Raw genomic sequence first — 15581 nt, forward strand, 5'->3', positions numbered from 1 at the left:
AATTCATTTTTAGCTTCGCGAAGCATAAGCGTACATGTGTTGCACACTGTCATCAGGTCAAGTCCTTGCTGTTCAGCTAAGGCGATGTTACGAGCATTCGTAGCTAAAATAGCCAACGGATCGATATCCTGTACATGGGATGCACCACAGCAGGTCCAGCCATCGAGCTCTTCGATCTGAATACCCAATTTTTTAGCCACGGCTTTCGTAGCAACGTAGTCTTCTTTCGCTGCGCCTTCAAGAACGCAACCCGGGAAAAATGCGTATTTCATTATTTTTCTGCCTCCTCTGCTGCTTTAATAATGGTGCGCACGCCTTGGATACCGGTTACCGGTTTATGAGGCACGATCAATTCTAACGGGTTAATCTTACCATGAGCCCACAGACGCATAGCATAGAGACCCTGTTTTGCAGAATCTACAAGACCATCTGTCTTGAGACTCATCGTTACTTCGTTCAAGCGACCGGTCTTCATAAGGTCTTGCTTGAAAGCTACAGCATGGCGCGTACCCTTGTTGCTGAGGCCTGCGCGTGTAGCTACTGCGCGAAGTTCAGAAATATCCTTAGCCGGTTTTAAGTGTTTCGGGCAACGGGAGATACAGTTCATGCAGTGAACGCATTTCCAGAGACCGTTTTCAAAAGCCGGATTAACATGTGCCATCGGAGCATCGTCACGAGAATCTTTTACAAAACGGTTAGCTTTGGTGTATACATACGGGTCGAGAAAGTCTTCGCGACCGGCACTCAATTTATTACATTCGGATGCACAGCAACCGCAAAGAATACATTCTGTATTCATAACAAATTTTTTGAAATCTTCCGGAGTCTGACGAGTCGCTGTCGTCTTAGTGTATTCCGGTTTCATGAAAATCCACGGAGCTACCGTCTTAAGACGGTTAACCTTAGCTTCCCAATCTACTGCAAGGTCACGGATGACATCGAAGTTACCGATCGGTGCGATATCGAATTCATCGCTACCGAAACGTTCAGCCAATTCATCGATTTTACTTTCGCAGCCGAGCATAGCCTGACCGTTGATTTTAATGGAGCACGCACCGCAAACAGCACTACGGCAAGCAGCGATGAACGTCAAGCTCGGATCAATGGTGTCTTTAATTTTCTGCAGACCCCAAAGGATAGTACGGTCCGGTTCATAATCGAAGGTATAGGTCTGTACATAGGAGCGACCTTCGTTGTAGCGGTGGATATGATACGTAATCTGTCTCATCTTAGTACGTCCTTTCTTTTGGTTCGAAACGCGTAATTACAACATCGCTCTGGCCTACCTGGTATTCACCATCTTCACCGAGGCTGATGAGGGTATGGTTCAAGAAGTTAGCATCATCACGTTTCGTGAAGTCTTCACGCAAATGACTGCCGCGACTTTCCTTACGACGGAGAGCGCCGAGAACTACGGCTTTGGCTACCGTCAAGAGGCTGCCTACTTCTACATAGTTTACGAAGGCCATGTTAAACGTACGGTTAGAGTCACCTACGTAGCAAGTCTTGTATTCTTCAATCAATTTATTCAAGGTAGCAAGTGCTTCTTCCATCTTGGAAGCTTCACGGAAGATACCTACCTTATTCCACATAGCCAATGCCATTTCGTCACGGATTTCAGCAATCGGACGACCTTCGGTACGGCTTGTTACTTCCTTGAATTTTGCTTCCCAAGCGTTAGCTGCATCGTTCAACGCTTTTTCTGCATTTTTAGCGCTGTTGTTTTCTACATAAGCAATAGCACCTTCACCGGCTACTTTACCGAATACAACGGCATCAGCCAAGGAGTTACCACCCAAGCGGTTAGCACCATGTACGGATACACAAGCAGCTTCGCCGGCAGCGAAGAGGCCCGGTACTACGGTAGCACAAGTTTTGAAATCTTTTACATCGATACCGCCCATGGAGTAATGGCAAGTCGGACGAACCGGAATCGGCTGTACCAACGGATCCGCATGTTCGAAGGTAATTGCCAAGTCACGAATACCATGTAATTTTTCCAAAATAACTTCTTTGGACAGATGACGAACATCCGCAACTACATATGCATCAAGGCCGGTACCGCCAAAACCGCGACCTTCGGCGATTTCTGTTTCGATAGCTTTTGCTACCACGTCACGCGGAGCCAATTCCATTTTGCTCGGTGCGTATTTTTCCATGAAACGTTCGCCTTTATTGTTCAAGAGGTAACCGCCTTCACCGCGTACGGCTTCGGACATCAAGATACCGCTCTTACCAAGACCGGTCGGATGGAACTGTACCATTTCCGGGTCTTTCAAAGCACAACCGGCGCGGAAGCAAGCAGCCATGCCGTCACCTGTGGAAAGGTACGGATTGGACGTACGCGTCCAGAACATACGACCTGCACCACCGGTAGCAATAACTACAGCCGTAGCAGCGATCTTCTCTACGCGGCCTTCCTTCATGTTCCAAGCAACTACACCGCCTACACTACCGTCATCGGCTTTAACGATGTCTAACATATACCAATCCTGAAGGAAGTGTACATTTTCCTTCAAGCACTGTTCATATAATGTATGCTCAATTACATGACCGGTTTTGTCGGCACTGTAGCAAGTACGTGGATATGCCTGACCACCGAAGTTACGCTGAGCAATTTTGTTTTCATTTGTACGGGAGAACGGAGCACCGAAATAGTCTAATTCTTTGATGCATTCCGGGCAACGGCTGATAAAGAATTCGATAGCATCCTGGTCACCCAAGTAATCGCTACCTTTAACGGTATCGAAGATATGGTCCTCAATCGTATCTTCTTTGGCTACGTTATTCAACACACCGTTAATACCGCCCTGAGCCATTGCTGTAGCCGAACGGGTAGGATAAATTTTCGTAATAAGAGCTACGCGCAAACCTTCACGGGAAGCTGCTTCTAATGCTGCACGCTGACCTGCACCGCCGCTACCTACTACCAGAACATCAAACTGTTCCATAATGTACCTCCTCAACTGTACCTATTACCTATAGAGTAAGACGCGATAATCCCCTCCGGAATCTATCCGTCTCCATAGCTTACTGCTTAATTATAATGATTTTTTGATATTTTTGTCCAAAATCAAATACGCATAATTAAAATCACGCCTTTTAACTGATAATTTATATCATTTATTAAAATACCTGATATTTTATAGGGATTTATGAGAAGAATATACCTATCCAACAATAAACTAACAGTGCTATACCTACTCTATCAGCCTATTTATCATCACCTCTCAACTTGAAAAACAAACTACATTCATAACTTTCTATAAAGAAATTGAAAATAATTTTCACAGATTTTTTCGCGCTATGCACTCTTCCGTCAAAAAAACGTCCAATGTATGCAAAAAACACAATTATAGAACCTTTTTTGCATTTGACGTCATACTACTTCATAGTTTTCTCATACCGACTCTTTATACTGTATCAAAGAATACTATATAATAGAAAAAAAGAAAGATGGTCTACATTTTATTGGCCATCGCTTAGATTGCTCTATGCTAAGGGGGATTGCAATGAAAATACTTGTTGTAGAAGATGAAGAGATGCTAAACAATATTATTGCTAAACGTTTACGCGTGGAAAGTATGACCGTCGATTGCTGCTTTAACGGCGAAGAAGCACTGGACTATTTAAGTACATCCGGCTACGACGTAGTCATCATGGATATTATGATGCCAAAGATGGATGGTCTCAGTGTTTTGAAACACATGCGTGAAGAAGGCAATAAAACACCGGTACTCTTTTTGACGGCGAAGGATTCTCTGCAGGATAAGGTAGACGGACTTAACTTAGGCGGCGACGATTACTTAGTAAAGCCTTTCGAATTCGAAGAACTTATTGCTCGCGTCTATGCCTTGGCACGCCGTAGCAATAACCAAGCGCACGACGATCTCGTAGCCGGTCCGCTGACCATTAACAGTCGCAGCCGTTCTGTCGTATTGAACGGAGAGCCTATTATTCTTACTGCCAAGGAATTTGATTTATTGTACTATTTGGCAAGCAACCAAAACATTGTGCTATCCCGGCAACAAATCTTAGATCATGTCTGGGAATATGATTACGAAAGCTATTCCAATTTGATTGATGTATACATTAAGGATGTACGTAAAAAAATTGATACCGGTGATGGCACCAAGCTAATCCATACGGTACGAGGAGTCGGTTATGTTTTCAAAGTGGAGAAGTGATTCCGCCGGCGATGGCTTTAGCTTTCGCCGTCTGTGTACCCACCTAAAAACAATATCCCGGCAAAGCATCGGTTACAATCTGCGCCGCCTGCCTTTGACTATTAAAATCACCGGTTGGTATTCCATCTTCTTGTTGCTCATGCTCCTGTTGCTTTCCACCTTTATCATGCAGTTCACCAATCTGTGGGAAGATTCGGAGCTGCGCGGTGAGCTTCAGGCTACCGTCATCAACGTAGCCGATAATCCCAAGCGTTTCCATCCGTATCACGACGGCATCTTCATGGTCATGTACACCGATAACGGCATTGCCGTAAAAGGTGCCATTCCCGATGGATTCCCTAGCGGTATCATCTTGTCACCTCATCGCATTACAGAGCTAACCACCAAAGAATCTACCTACTACTATTATGACTCACCCAGTCATAGCGGTGAATTTCACGGTTGGGTACGCGGCATCTTACCGGTAACAACCATTAACCGTCGTACCAATATTATGCTCATGGCTCTCATGTTTGGCGGCCTTGCTTTTCTTGTCATCGGCACCTGTGGCGGTTATTGGTTAATTAAGCGCGGTCTAAAACCGATTCGTATGATTACCCAAACGGCAGCGGAAATCGGTCGCAACCGTGACTTGTCCCAACGTATTGAACAGACCGTCAACAGTCATGACGAGATTGCTACCTTATCGGATACATTTAACGGCATGCTGACAAACCTGGAAGAATCATCGATGCGCGAAAAGCAGTTTAGCTCCGATGTATCCCATGAATTACGTACACCGATTGCCGTTATTCAGGCCGAAAGCGATTACGGTCGCACCTACATTACATCCGTGGAAGAAGCGAAGGAAAGCTTTGAGCACATCTTTAAACAAAGTCGTTTTATGACATCGATGGTAACTCAACTTCTCGACGTGGCTCGTCTTGATACGATGCGCGATATCGAAATGCGCCCCTTCAATCTTTCACAATTTTTAGAAGACATCAGCCAAGGCTATTCCCGCTTATGTGCCGATAAGAATCTTACCTTCGATACCCAAATCGCACAGCACTTACAAATCGTAGGGAACCCAACATTCTTAAAACGTGCTATCGGTAATCTTCTGGACAATGCTATGAAGTTTACCACGGACAAAGTTGGTATCAGTGCAAAAAATCATGATGGAACAGTACGCATCATTGTAAGTGACAATGGTATCGGCATTCAAGAAAGTGATTTGACCAAAATTTGGGATCGCTTATATCAAGTGGAAACATCACGTACCAAATCCAATAATCAAGGATTGGGACTGGGTTTATACTTTGTACAAAATGTAATTAAACTACACGGTGCTAAGGCCTACGCACGCAGTACACCTAATGTTAAAACAGAATTCATCTTAGAATTTGATGAATTCATAGAATCAACTAACGACAAATAAATTTAAAATCTTTCATAAATTTCATTTTCTTTTCATTTTTCCTTTGTATACTCTAACCATCAAGTGAGAGGTAATGACGATACCCCATCGGCATTACATTACCATTAGTTGCAGGGAACGGTATTGGTTTGAATCCTCCCTGTTCATCCAATGCTGGCGGCTAAAGGCTTTCATTTGATTAACACTAACACTCCCCTTACATGAAAAGCAGGAATTCTCCCCGAATTCCTGCTTTTCAATTGCCTGCATTCATTTCTTTTTTGTCGTATGAACGTAAGAGTGTTGTGTATAGTGACAGTGTCTTGTCTATAACCCAATCGTCGTGGACTGACACGCACCCTAATATGCCGACAGGCCCCCGGCTCTACACTATCGTAGAGCCGGGGGCCTGTTGCTTTATATATTCTGTTTACCTGTAAAGCTATGTGGTTATGTTTAGGTTACGTAGTAAAAACTCAGTGAATCAAAGTTACTTATGAAGAATGATGGTTTTTAATTATTTATCGCTTACATCATAGAAGCCACTTGGATTTTCCGCCAAGTTAATAAGAATATTTTTCTTCTGGCTGTAATGTTCGAGCATCATCTTATGCGTTTCACGACCGATACCGGATTGCTTGTAACCACCGAACGGAGCCCCTGCCGGGATTGCATTATAGGTATTTACCCACATACGGCCGGTTTCGATAGCACGTGCTACACGGATAGCACGGTTGATATCGCGGGTCCATACACCACCGCCAAGACCGTAAATGCTATCGTTAGCCATCTTGATTACATCGGCTTCGTCGTGGAATTTAATAACAACGGCAACCGGTCCGAAGATTTCTTCCTGAGCTACACGCATATCATTGGTTACATCAACAATCAATGTCGGACGTACGAAGCAACCTTTACCGAGTTCGCCCTCAGTAATGCGTTCACCGCCGGCCAAAACGCGAGCGCCTTCGTTCTTAGCAATATCAACATATTCAAGGATCTTCTTAACCTGGCCTTCGTAAATCTGTGCACCCATCTGTGTGTCTTCGTTCCACGGCAAGCCAACCTTTACTTTTTCAAAGTGTTTAGCCAATTCCGTTACGAATTTATCGTAAATGGTATCCTGTACGAAGATACGGGAACCGGCGCAGCATACCTGGCCCTGGTTGAAGAGGATACCCAACATAGCACCATCCATAGCCATGTCCCATTTAGCATCTTCGAAGAAAATGTTAGCGGATTTACCACCCAATTCGAGAGTTGCCGGAATCAAACGAGACGATGCAGCCTGGTATACGCTGAGACCAACTTCGGTAGAACCGGTGAAGGCCAATTTACTGAAGCCCGGATGATCCAAGATATACTGACCGGATTTAGAACCTTTACCGGTAATAATATTTACAACACCGGCCGGTAAAATGTCAGCCAACAAAGAACCGAATTCAAGAAGGCTCAAGGAGGTATGGCTGGACGGCTTAATAACTACCGTACAACCGGCAGCCAATGCCGGAGCCAATTTCCAAGCAGCCATGAGGAACGGGAAGTTCCACGGAATAACCTGACCGACTACACCGATTGGTTCGTTCAAAATCAAGGACAATGTATTGTTATCGAGCATAGTAGCGGAACCTTCTTCGGCGCGAATGACACCGGCGAAGTAACGGAAGTGATCGATAGCGAACGGAACATCAACGTTCATTGTTTCGCGAATCGGTTTACCGTTGTCATAGGTTTCTACCATAGCAAAATGTTCTTTTTTAGCTTCCAATGCATCAGCGATTTTCAAGAGATAGTCGGCACGTTCAATCGGCGTCGTCTTTTTCCAAGTTTCAAAAGCAACCGTTGCTGCGTCTACGGCAGCGTCTACATCTTCCTTCGTAGCTTCTGCACAGTGAGCAAGCAACTCACCGGTAGCCGGGCTGTATGCTGCATACGTAGCACCGTCGGATGCCGGACGCCATTCGTTATTAATCAACAAGCCATAGGTTTCTTTCAATGTTACGCTCATAGGTATAGCCTCCTTTGTAAAAGCCAGGTATTCGTATTGAATACCACCGGGGACGACATAGCGTCGCCGTCATATATCCAATCAAAGTTAACTGTACATCTCATCTAACATCTTCGATGTACTTTTATTATATCACTCAATCGATATTTTTCAATTTAATTTTATTGTCCCGCGTAACAAAAATAGGAGCCTTCTCATCGAGAAAGCTCCTATTTGGTACTTAATCTTGTATACAAAAACCGTAGATATTATCACTATCTTAGAGGATTCTATATATTATATTTCCCCGGGACGTTTTCTGACCCCAATCACCCATACACGGTATACTCGAATGCCTACTACAGCAAGTAACACACCGGTAATGAGAAATACATATTGGATGCCGATAACCGTAGTAACAATACTGGCAAACAACGGACCTACCATACAGCCAAACTGCTGAGCCGTCGTTGACATACCGAAGACACGACCGCGTACCCCCGGCTCCGTATTCACCGTAACTGCCGCACTCAAGGAAGGGTTTACACCAACGATAAAGCAGCCTACCAATACCTGAAGCGCACCGAACCACCAAATACCGAAAGGCAAACTTTGCAATAACAGTACGATGCCCGTCCCTGTCAAAGCAAAGGAAATTGCTTTAAAGTATCCCTTCCGCTGACCAAAGGACGCCCATAAATTCGTCGTTACCACACCGGCCATACCGCCGATACTTAAAATCATGCCGGACAACATGGCGGCCCCTTCCATAGTACCCTGCATGCGTCCTACATATAATGCCAAGATCGGCTGCAACATCAAAATAGCCCCTTGCATAATGAAGAAGAGCCATAATAATTCCGTCAGCACCTTCTTGCTGCGCACGATACGCCAATCATCACGAAGCGAAGTTTTCTTCGCCTGCTGTCGTTCTTCTTCACTCATCGCCACATGCGGTTCCTTAACAAAGAAATACACCACCGCCGCCGCAACAAAAAGAACAATCCCGGCTACGTAAAATACCGGTCGCATACCGATGACCGCTTCTACCATCCCGCCTAACGACGGGCCGATAACATTTCCGACAATCAAGCCTGTCTGAAAAATCCCCAGGGCCGTCCCCGCTTTTTCTTGGGGCACACTAAGCGATACCATCGTCATAGCCGCCGGCATAAAGCCATTGGCAAATCCCATCAAGGCCCGTGTCAAGAACAGCTGCCATTGGTCGGTAACCATTCCTGTCAAAATATAGGTAATGCCGATCAACACGGCGGCACGGATAGCCATAATTTTTTTCCCATGTGTATCCGCCATTCGCCCCCAAATAGGAGCCATAATACCGGCCACTAAAAAAGTTACCGAAAATACGACGCCGGACCACATGGCAACACTGCTTTCACCGACACCCAGCTCTAACAAATACACCGGCAAAAACGGAACCAGCATTGTATAGCAAATAGATAATGCCGCCATACAGACGGATAAAATCCATACATTTCGCATACCTCCGGTTGTATGATCCATCGAATCCCTTCCTTCTTTACTTTTATAACTTTATATATACTTATATACTTATATATTTATATTACTATACTATCAGTATCTATAACACCATGAGAAGTATATATTTATAACATCATAAGAGCTATACGTTCATAGCACCATAACAATCTATGCAACACAGAAAACTCCTTGAAGCCATACTTCAAGGAGTTCCTACACATACCTCATGGTACATCCCGTACCTGCACATACCGATTGCCGTACATGCAACTACACTTTTTGTTCTCGTTTCGTTAACTGAGCCAACATTTTATACAGTAACCGGTACATCGTTTCAAATTCTTCTTCCGTCAAATGTACCCGTTTTGCCATTTCTTGTGGCACCGATAACGCCTTTTCATGAAGAGCTTCGCCTTCCTCGGTAATCGTAATAATCACCGTGCGTTCATCGGTCTTTGACCGTTCCCGCGTCAGAAAGCCTTTGGCTTCCATCTTGCGCAACAACGGCGTCAATGTGCCGGAGTCAAGATACAAATACTCGCCCAAGCACTTTACATTCATCTGTTTATGCTCCCACAGCACCATCATAACAATGTACTGCGTATACGTTAAATTCAGCGGATCCAGTAACGGCTGGTAAGCGCGAACTATTTCCTTTGCACAGGCGTACAAGGGAAAGCATAACTGATTTTTTAATGCTAATAAATCGTCATTCATCAGTCTGTTATCTCCTTATACAAAACAATTTATCACAATATAATTCTATACAACTCCCCATAAGATGTCAAGAAAGCAGCGCCTCATAGACAGGTGCAAACGAATAAATGCGCAACCGACACTCGGCGCGCATTCATATCGCTACATATCAAATTTCTTGTCCAATACATCCTGTAACGTAACACCGCTCATATACTCGCGGAACTGCGTTTGCATATGCTCCCACAACGGCAATGTCATACATGTCTTACTGCGAGGGCATTGATTTTCTTCCGTTTCAAGGCAAGCGACCAATGCAATCGAGTCTTCTGCTACGCGGAGAATATCATACACGGTGTAGTCCTTCGGTTCCTTCGTCAACCGGTAGCCACCGTACTTACCGCGCACGCTCTTTACGTACCCTGCTGCACTAAGTCTGGCGACGATGCCTTCCAGATATTTATCGGAAATATCCTGACGCTCCGCAATTTCGCGAATCGATACATTTTTATTTTGGCTATGCTCTGCCAAATCGACAAGCACACGTAATGCATAGCGACCTTTCGTAGAAATCTTCATACTTAATACCCCTTTCAGAGTAGGAATTGATACACACATTATAGCATACCTCGTATGCAAAATGAAGAGTCTCCAAGGTATATATTTAGCTATCAGTACGGATAACAACTTTATTGGCTCTCCCCAGAAACGGATGTCCATGGTACAATAAACTTGAAATCAATTTATCAACGATTTCAGAGGTATATTTTTACGGAGGTGTAAAAATGTTAGAAAAACTGTTTGCTCTCCAAGAGAGAAACACCACCGTTAAGACGGAAATCATCGCCGGCTTAACAACCTTTATTACCATGGCCTACATTCTCTTCCTGGCACCTAACATCTTAGGTATTGCCGGTATGGATAAGGATGCGGTACTCATCGCCACTGCCTTGGGCGGCGGCCTTGTAACCATTGCCATGGGCCTTTTTGTTAACTACCCGATTTGCTTGGCACCGGGCGTAGGCTTACTCGCCTTTTACGCATTCACCGTTGTACTCGGCATGGGTATTCCTTGGCAAACGGCATTAGGTGCTGTCTTCATTTCCGGTATCGTCTTTCTCGTACTGACCTTAACCACCGTGCGCCAAATGATTGTTGAAGGGATTCCGGCTTCAATGAAAATTGCCATTACCGTCGGTATCGGTCTCTTCATTACTATTATAGGTTTAAAATTATCCGGCTTAATGACCATTACCCTTTCGCTGTTACCGGATACGGTAGCACAAGTAGCGGCTACCAAGGGGCACTTGACACCAAGCTCCACAGAAACCTTACTCACCATGGGTAACCTGGCCGATCCGCAAGTAATGCTTGCTCTCTTCGGCTTGTTCTTTACCTCCATTCTCATGGCCCGCCGCGTACAAGGGGCTCTTCTCATCGGTGTTATTGCTACCACTTTGTTGGCCTATATCACCGGTAACGCACAGCTGCCGCAGAACTTCAGTATTATTTCCGTTCCGGATTTTAGTAAAGCCGCGTTCTTCCAGCTGGATATTCCCGGCGCCTTTCATATGGGACTCGTGACGATTATCTTTTCGTTCACCTTTGTAGAATTGTTCGACTCCATGGGTACTTTGATTGGTACCGCTACCAAAGCGGGAATTGCAAAACCGAAGGAAGGTAAATTCCCCGGACTCGGCAAAGCAATGACTGTCGATGCCGTCGGCGTAAGCTTTGGTTCCTTACTCGGCACCAGTACCATTACCGCCTTTGTAGAAAGTGCCTCCGGTGTCGGTGCCGGCGGACGTACGGGCTTAACTGCCGTCACTTGCGGTGTTATGTTCCTGTTATGTCTTTTCTTCGCACCGATCATCACCTTAGTACCTAACTGCGCTACCTCCCCGGTATTGATTCTGGTAGGCGCCTTGATGATGGAAGCCATTAAAGATATCGATTTCAGCGACTGGACCGAAGGGTTCCCGGCTTTCCTCGTTATCGCGTTAATGCCGTTTACTTACAGCATTGCCAACGGTGTGGCCGCCGGTCTTATCCTATATCCGTTGATGAAAATCGTAGCCGGTCGTACAAGCGAAGTAAAATGGATTATGTATCCCCTCGCTCTTATCGTACTCATCCGTTACATTTGGTACTAATTTCCTAGTATACGCATACCTCTGAATCTAAAAAACTCTTACCTACGGGACGCCATCACAGCTTGATGACTACCCAAGGTAAGAGTTTTTTTCTTTGCTTAGCTTTCTTTGCCTGGCTATCTTTATTTAGCTTTCTTTATTCATATCCCCCAAAGCTATACACTTTCTACTTCATCATCTTTATGGCCTTATGCTTATACTCATACTTCTACTTATACTTCTACTTCCACGCGCTGTCCGGTTCGCAACGATGTAAAGCACACCTTCGATGCGCGAAGGGAAAAGGTCTTACCCTCCACTGCCGTTCCGTATAAACTATCATATCGCAAGGGATGACCGATATGAGCCATGGCTACACGAATCTGATGCGTCTTGCCCGTGTAAAGGCGAATGCACACCGTCGATACGTCATCGCCGGCAGTGATTACCGTATACGCCGTCTTGGTTAGCTTGCCCTCTTCATGCACTTCGTAATGAATCCCGTCCTGACTACGCCGCATAGGAAGTTCAATCACACCGTCACCTTCCAACCGGCCCACCACTTCGGCGGTGTACCATTTTTCCAGACTATTCTCTTCCAGCTGCTGTTGATACAAGCTCTGCGCCAAGCCGCTTTTTGCCACAATCAAAAGACCGGATGTATCTCGATCCAAACGATTTAGGAAGCGCACCTTGCGCCATTCTTTCTGCGCTTTGAAATACGCCGCAATCCGATTGGCCATGGATTCCTGTCCGGCAGAATTTACCGTCAATCCCACCGGCTTATCGACCATCAACAAATCCTCATCTTCATAGGCAATGGTTAACGGTCCTTCCATCGGTTCGTGATCGATAGACTCCTTCGGCATCTGCAGACGCAATTCGTCACCGCTCGTTACGATTGTTTTCGGATTCGCCTTTCTGTCATTGACGAGAACCAGCTTTTCTTGAAACAGCGTCTTCATCGCTGACCGCGGATAGCCTTTCGTATCAAGCCACGCTCCCAATGTCATGTTGGTAGCCTCATCGGTAATCAGTCGCACCCAATCATCGGGCCGTTTTGTTTTTCGTGCCATACCTATGCTCCTTTCACTTACGCTCCACCAGTTCCTTCGGCAAATACGCCAGGAAGGGGCTTTCACTCCACGGCGCCCCGCGGTGATTCGTCGTAATATAACTAATGGTCAACTGCTTCTTCGCCCGCGTCAAAGCTACATAAAACAAACGCTTCTCTTCCTCTTCCTTGCCCTCTCGTATGGCCAACATTCCCGGGAAGACACCGACATTCATATTCGCTAAAAATACATAATCAAACTCGCTGCCCTTTGCTTGATGCACCGTGATAATCGGAATACGCGTTTCGTTTTTAATACGCTGATCCGGTTCACCGGCAGTAAGCGCTGCCTGCTGCAATATACGGCGCAGACAATCGGGTCCGCTTAATTCGCTTTCTTCCTGCTCCAGCTGTTCCATCATGCGATACAAATCGCGAATGTATTCCACTCGTTGTTCCTCACGGGCTTGCTTGTAATATTGCAATACGCCCATGTCATTCATGATGTATGCCAACAGCTGTGTCGGTCGTTCGCTATTACTCCTGCGCCGCAGCGTAGCCATTTGAGAAGCAATCGTAGCAAAGGCATTTTTGTACGAACCGATTAAGGCGCGTCGACGATCCGCGGTGGGCTCGATATTCTCCTTTATCGCATACAATAAAAGCAATGCCGTTGCCCGAATATCATCCAAGGCATTGTGCGTCGGCTTATGATCGATGGGAAAATATTCACTCAAAAATCCCAGCTTATGATTTAACAAATTCGGATAAAACCGGCGGTAAATATCAAGCGTATCGTACACCGCACCAAATCTTGGTTGCGGCAAATGATGACGGTGTAGCTCACTGCCGAGAATACTAATGTCATAGCCTACGTTATGACCGACGATAACCGCATCCTTGGCAAACTCCACGAAATCGGCTAGCACCGCTTCTGCCGGTTCACCGTGTTCCTTCAACCATTCATCGCTAAAGCCGTGTACGGCCTGTGAATCACCGACGGATTTTGCAGGGCAAATAAATCGCTCGAAGCATTCCGCCTCACTGCCATCTGCGCCCAACCGAATGGCAGCTATCTGAATAATTTCATCCGTCGTCGTATCCGTTCCCGTGCTTTCCACATCGAAAACAACTACCTTACCTGCGTTAAGGCCTTCCAACAGACGCTGATACGGTTCCCCTTCAAAGATGGCCATGTCGAAGAAATCCGTCAATGTCAATCCGGCCTGACGCGTGTCCGCACTTTCAATCGCCTGAATACGCGCTTCGCCTATCCCCTTAACGTACCGCTTGCTAATGCGCTTGGCGCTGACGCTGTCATGGGAGTTAAGGAGTAATTTAAAATACGCCATAATGTCCTTAATCTCTTGGCGACGGAAGAATTTAAATTCATCAATAATCATAAACTCCCGCTTTTCTTCCGGCGGTAAATGAACATTTAAATTCGCAAACAACCGACTCAAATATTGAGCTCGTTTATTATTGCGTACCAAGATACCTACATTACTGTCCTTCGGCAAGCTGCGTATGGCATCGAAAATATACGCCCCTTCCTTCCATTCCGTCGGTGCGCCGTGAATCGTAATAGGCGTTCCCGCATCACCGGTCACGGCGTACGGCGTTTCCTCATAGAAATCATCAATAATATCCGGGAACATCGCCTGCAGCACGGCCAGCGATGCTTTGAACAAGGTTTGGTTCGCCCGGTAATTTTCATAAAAGACCACTGTCATCGGCGAAAACTCATCGCGATAGGCTTTCAGCAAGGCCAACGGATCCGAACCGCGCCACTCGTAAATCGTTTGGAAATAATCACCGCATAGCAGCACATGATTGCCCTGCCACAGCACCTTCATCACTTCGCACTCCAGTGTACTGGTATCCTGCATCTCATCAATGGCAATATACTTGTACCGCTGCTGCCAACGACGACGTACCTCTTCATTCTGAAACAGGCGATGCACGCGGGTAATCAAATCCGTAAAATCCACACCGTGTACCTGCTGCAACGCTTCCTCGTAAGCTACCATGATTCTGTATCCGTCATACTCAAAACGACGCTGCACATCACCCATGATAAAACTATCTGCACCGCCTAACAAGCGAAGCATAGTTTGTTTTTCCTCCGCATAGGCACGGCGAATGGTGCGCTTATAATCCTCGGTAGAGCTGTCCGAATAGAAACCGTACCGCGAACGGGCTTCCTTCACCCAAGCCACCAAATTTTGGAACTCTATGTCCTTCATGCCTGCCGGCTTTAACGGTGCCAACAGCTCCTTGCAATCTTCCTCGTCATAAATGGTAATATCCGTAAACAGATCATCCTGTCTCTTGCTTTCCTCCGCAAGCAGGGCATAACAAAAGCTGTGAAAGGTACTTACTTCCACAGCCTTCGCCTTAGGACCTACCTTGCCGGCGATGCGTTCCTTCATTTCACGACATGCCTTATTGGTAAAAGTCATGCATAAAATTTCTTCACCGGCGGCGCGGCCGCTTTCAATAATATGTGCCACGCGATAGGCCAATGTATTTGTTTTTCCTGTGCCTGCCGAGGCCAACAAGAGAATGTTGCGATCCAGCTCATTTACAATTCGCTGTTGAGCTGCATTCAATCGTACCATTC

The 15581-nt window shown here is 45.8% G+C and carries 12 protein-coding genes; 3 read left to right on the plus strand and 9 right to left on the minus strand.

What is annotated here, in order from left to right:
- The 3 genes from G344_RS10635 to G344_RS0103990 all read right to left on the minus strand — a co-directional run.
- The coding region (locus G344_RS10635) for a heterodisulfide reductase-related iron-sulfur binding cluster (protein WP_038154923.1) at nt 1-272 on the minus strand (272 nt) is incomplete at its 3' end.
- Nucleotides 272-1228 carry a succinate dehydrogenase/fumarate reductase iron-sulfur subunit gene (locus tag G344_RS0103985; RefSeq protein WP_028255071.1) on the minus strand — a complete coding sequence of 319 codons (957 nt, stop codon included), beginning with the start codon at nt 1226-1228 and terminating at the stop codon, nt 272-274. The genes G344_RS10635 and G344_RS0103985, both read right to left, overlap by 1 nt.
- A 1-nt stretch (nt 1229) precedes the next feature.
- The gene (locus G344_RS0103990) at nt 1230-2951 is read right to left on the minus strand and encodes an FAD-binding protein (RefSeq protein WP_028255072.1); all 1722 of its coding nucleotides are present in this window, start codon (nt 2949-2951) and stop codon (nt 1230-1232) included.
- Nucleotides 2952-3512: 561 nt separating this feature from the next.
- Between G344_RS0103990 and G344_RS0103995 the strand changes: the two genes are divergently transcribed.
- Nucleotides 3513-4187, plus strand: coding sequence for a response regulator transcription factor (locus tag G344_RS0103995; RefSeq protein ID WP_028255073.1), 675 nt, complete (start codon nt 3513-3515; stop codon nt 4185-4187).
- On the plus strand, nt 4165-5607 hold the full coding sequence (locus G344_RS10640) for a HAMP domain-containing sensor histidine kinase (RefSeq protein ID WP_051245736.1): 1443 nt from the start codon (nt 4165-4167) through the stop codon (nt 5605-5607). Before G344_RS0103995 ends, G344_RS10640 begins: the two co-directional genes overlap by 23 nt.
- 496 nt (nt 5608-6103) lie before the next feature.
- Here the strand turns inward: G344_RS10640 and G344_RS0104005 are convergent, their stop codons facing one another.
- The 4 genes from G344_RS0104005 to G344_RS0104020 all read right to left on the minus strand — a co-directional run bounded on the left by G344_RS0104005 (nt 6104) and on the right by G344_RS0104020 (nt 10351).
- Nucleotides 6104-7594 (minus strand): aldehyde dehydrogenase family protein, encoded by a 1491-nt coding sequence (locus G344_RS0104005; RefSeq protein WP_028255074.1) that lies wholly within the window; start codon nt 7592-7594, stop codon nt 6104-6106.
- A 276-nt stretch (nt 7595-7870) separates the two neighbouring features.
- The gene (locus G344_RS0104010; RefSeq protein ID WP_028255075.1) at nt 7871-9097 is read right to left on the minus strand and encodes an MFS transporter; all 1227 of its coding nucleotides are present in this window, start codon (nt 9095-9097) and stop codon (nt 7871-7873) included.
- Nucleotides 9098-9346: 249 nt separating this feature from the next.
- The gene (locus G344_RS0104015; protein ID WP_038154925.1) at nt 9347-9793 is read right to left on the minus strand and encodes a MarR family winged helix-turn-helix transcriptional regulator; all 447 of its coding nucleotides are present in this window, start codon (nt 9791-9793) and stop codon (nt 9347-9349) included.
- Between the two features lie 141 nt (nt 9794-9934).
- On the minus strand, nt 9935-10351 hold the full coding sequence (locus tag G344_RS0104020) for an RrF2 family transcriptional regulator (RefSeq protein ID WP_028255077.1): 417 nt from the start codon (nt 10349-10351) through the stop codon (nt 9935-9937).
- 206 nt (nt 10352-10557) lie between these two features.
- Here G344_RS0104020 and G344_RS0104025 point away from each other — a divergent pair, with 206 nt between their 5' ends.
- Nucleotides 10558-11925: an NCS2 family permease gene (locus G344_RS0104025; protein ID WP_028255078.1), complete on the plus strand. Its 1368-nt coding sequence runs from the start codon at nt 10558-10560 to the stop codon at nt 11923-11925.
- A gap of 212 nt (nt 11926-12137) precedes the next feature.
- Here the strand turns inward: G344_RS0104025 and G344_RS0104030 are convergent, their stop codons facing one another.
- On the minus strand, nt 12138-12980 hold the full coding sequence (locus G344_RS0104030; RefSeq protein ID WP_028255079.1) for an RluA family pseudouridine synthase: 843 nt from the start codon (nt 12978-12980) through the stop codon (nt 12138-12140).
- A gap of 13 nt (nt 12981-12993) precedes the next feature.
- The gene (locus G344_RS0104035) at nt 12994-15579 is read right to left on the minus strand and encodes a 3'-5' exonuclease (protein ID WP_028255080.1); all 2586 of its coding nucleotides are present in this window, start codon (nt 15577-15579) and stop codon (nt 12994-12996) included.
- Between the last annotated feature and the right edge of the window lie 2 nt (nt 15580-15581).

This window comes from Veillonella magna DSM 19857 (assembly GCF_000428745.1).
In the GTDB taxonomy this organism is placed as follows: domain Bacteria; phylum Bacillota; class Negativicutes; order Veillonellales; family Veillonellaceae; genus Veillonella_A; species Veillonella_A magna.

Coding starts and splice junctions, on each gene's coding strand:
- G344_RS0103985 (WP_028255071.1), bottom strand. CDS start 1,228: ATGAGACAGATTACGTATCATATCCACCGCTACAACGAAGGTCGCTCC.
- G344_RS0103990 (WP_028255072.1), bottom strand. CDS start 2,951: ATGGAACAGTTTGATGTTCTGGTAGTAGGTAGCGGCGGTGCAGGTCAG.
- G344_RS0103995 (WP_028255073.1), top strand. CDS start 3,513: ATGAAAATACTTGTTGTAGAAGATGAAGAGATGCTAAACAATATTATT.
- G344_RS10640 (WP_051245736.1), top strand. CDS start 4,165: ATGTTTTCAAAGTGGAGAAGTGATTCCGCCGGCGATGGCTTTAGCTTT.
- G344_RS0104005 (WP_028255074.1), bottom strand. CDS start 7,594: ATGAGCGTAACATTGAAAGAAACCTATGGCTTGTTGATTAATAACGAA.
- G344_RS0104010 (WP_028255075.1), bottom strand. CDS start 9,097: ATGGATCATACAACCGGAGGTATGCGAAATGTATGGATTTTATCCGTC.
- G344_RS0104015 (WP_038154925.1), bottom strand. CDS start 9,793: ATGAATGACGATTTATTAGCATTAAAAAATCAGTTATGCTTTCCCTTG.
- G344_RS0104020 (WP_028255077.1), bottom strand. CDS start 10,351: ATGAAGATTTCTACGAAAGGTCGCTATGCATTACGTGTGCTTGTCGAT.
- G344_RS0104025 (WP_028255078.1), top strand. CDS start 10,558: ATGTTAGAAAAACTGTTTGCTCTCCAAGAGAGAAACACCACCGTTAAG.
- G344_RS0104030 (WP_028255079.1), bottom strand. CDS start 12,980: ATGGCACGAAAAACAAAACGGCCCGATGATTGGGTGCGACTGATTACC.
- G344_RS0104035 (WP_028255080.1), bottom strand. CDS start 15,579: ATGGTACGATTGAATGCAGCTCAACAGCGAATTGTAAATGAGCTGGAT.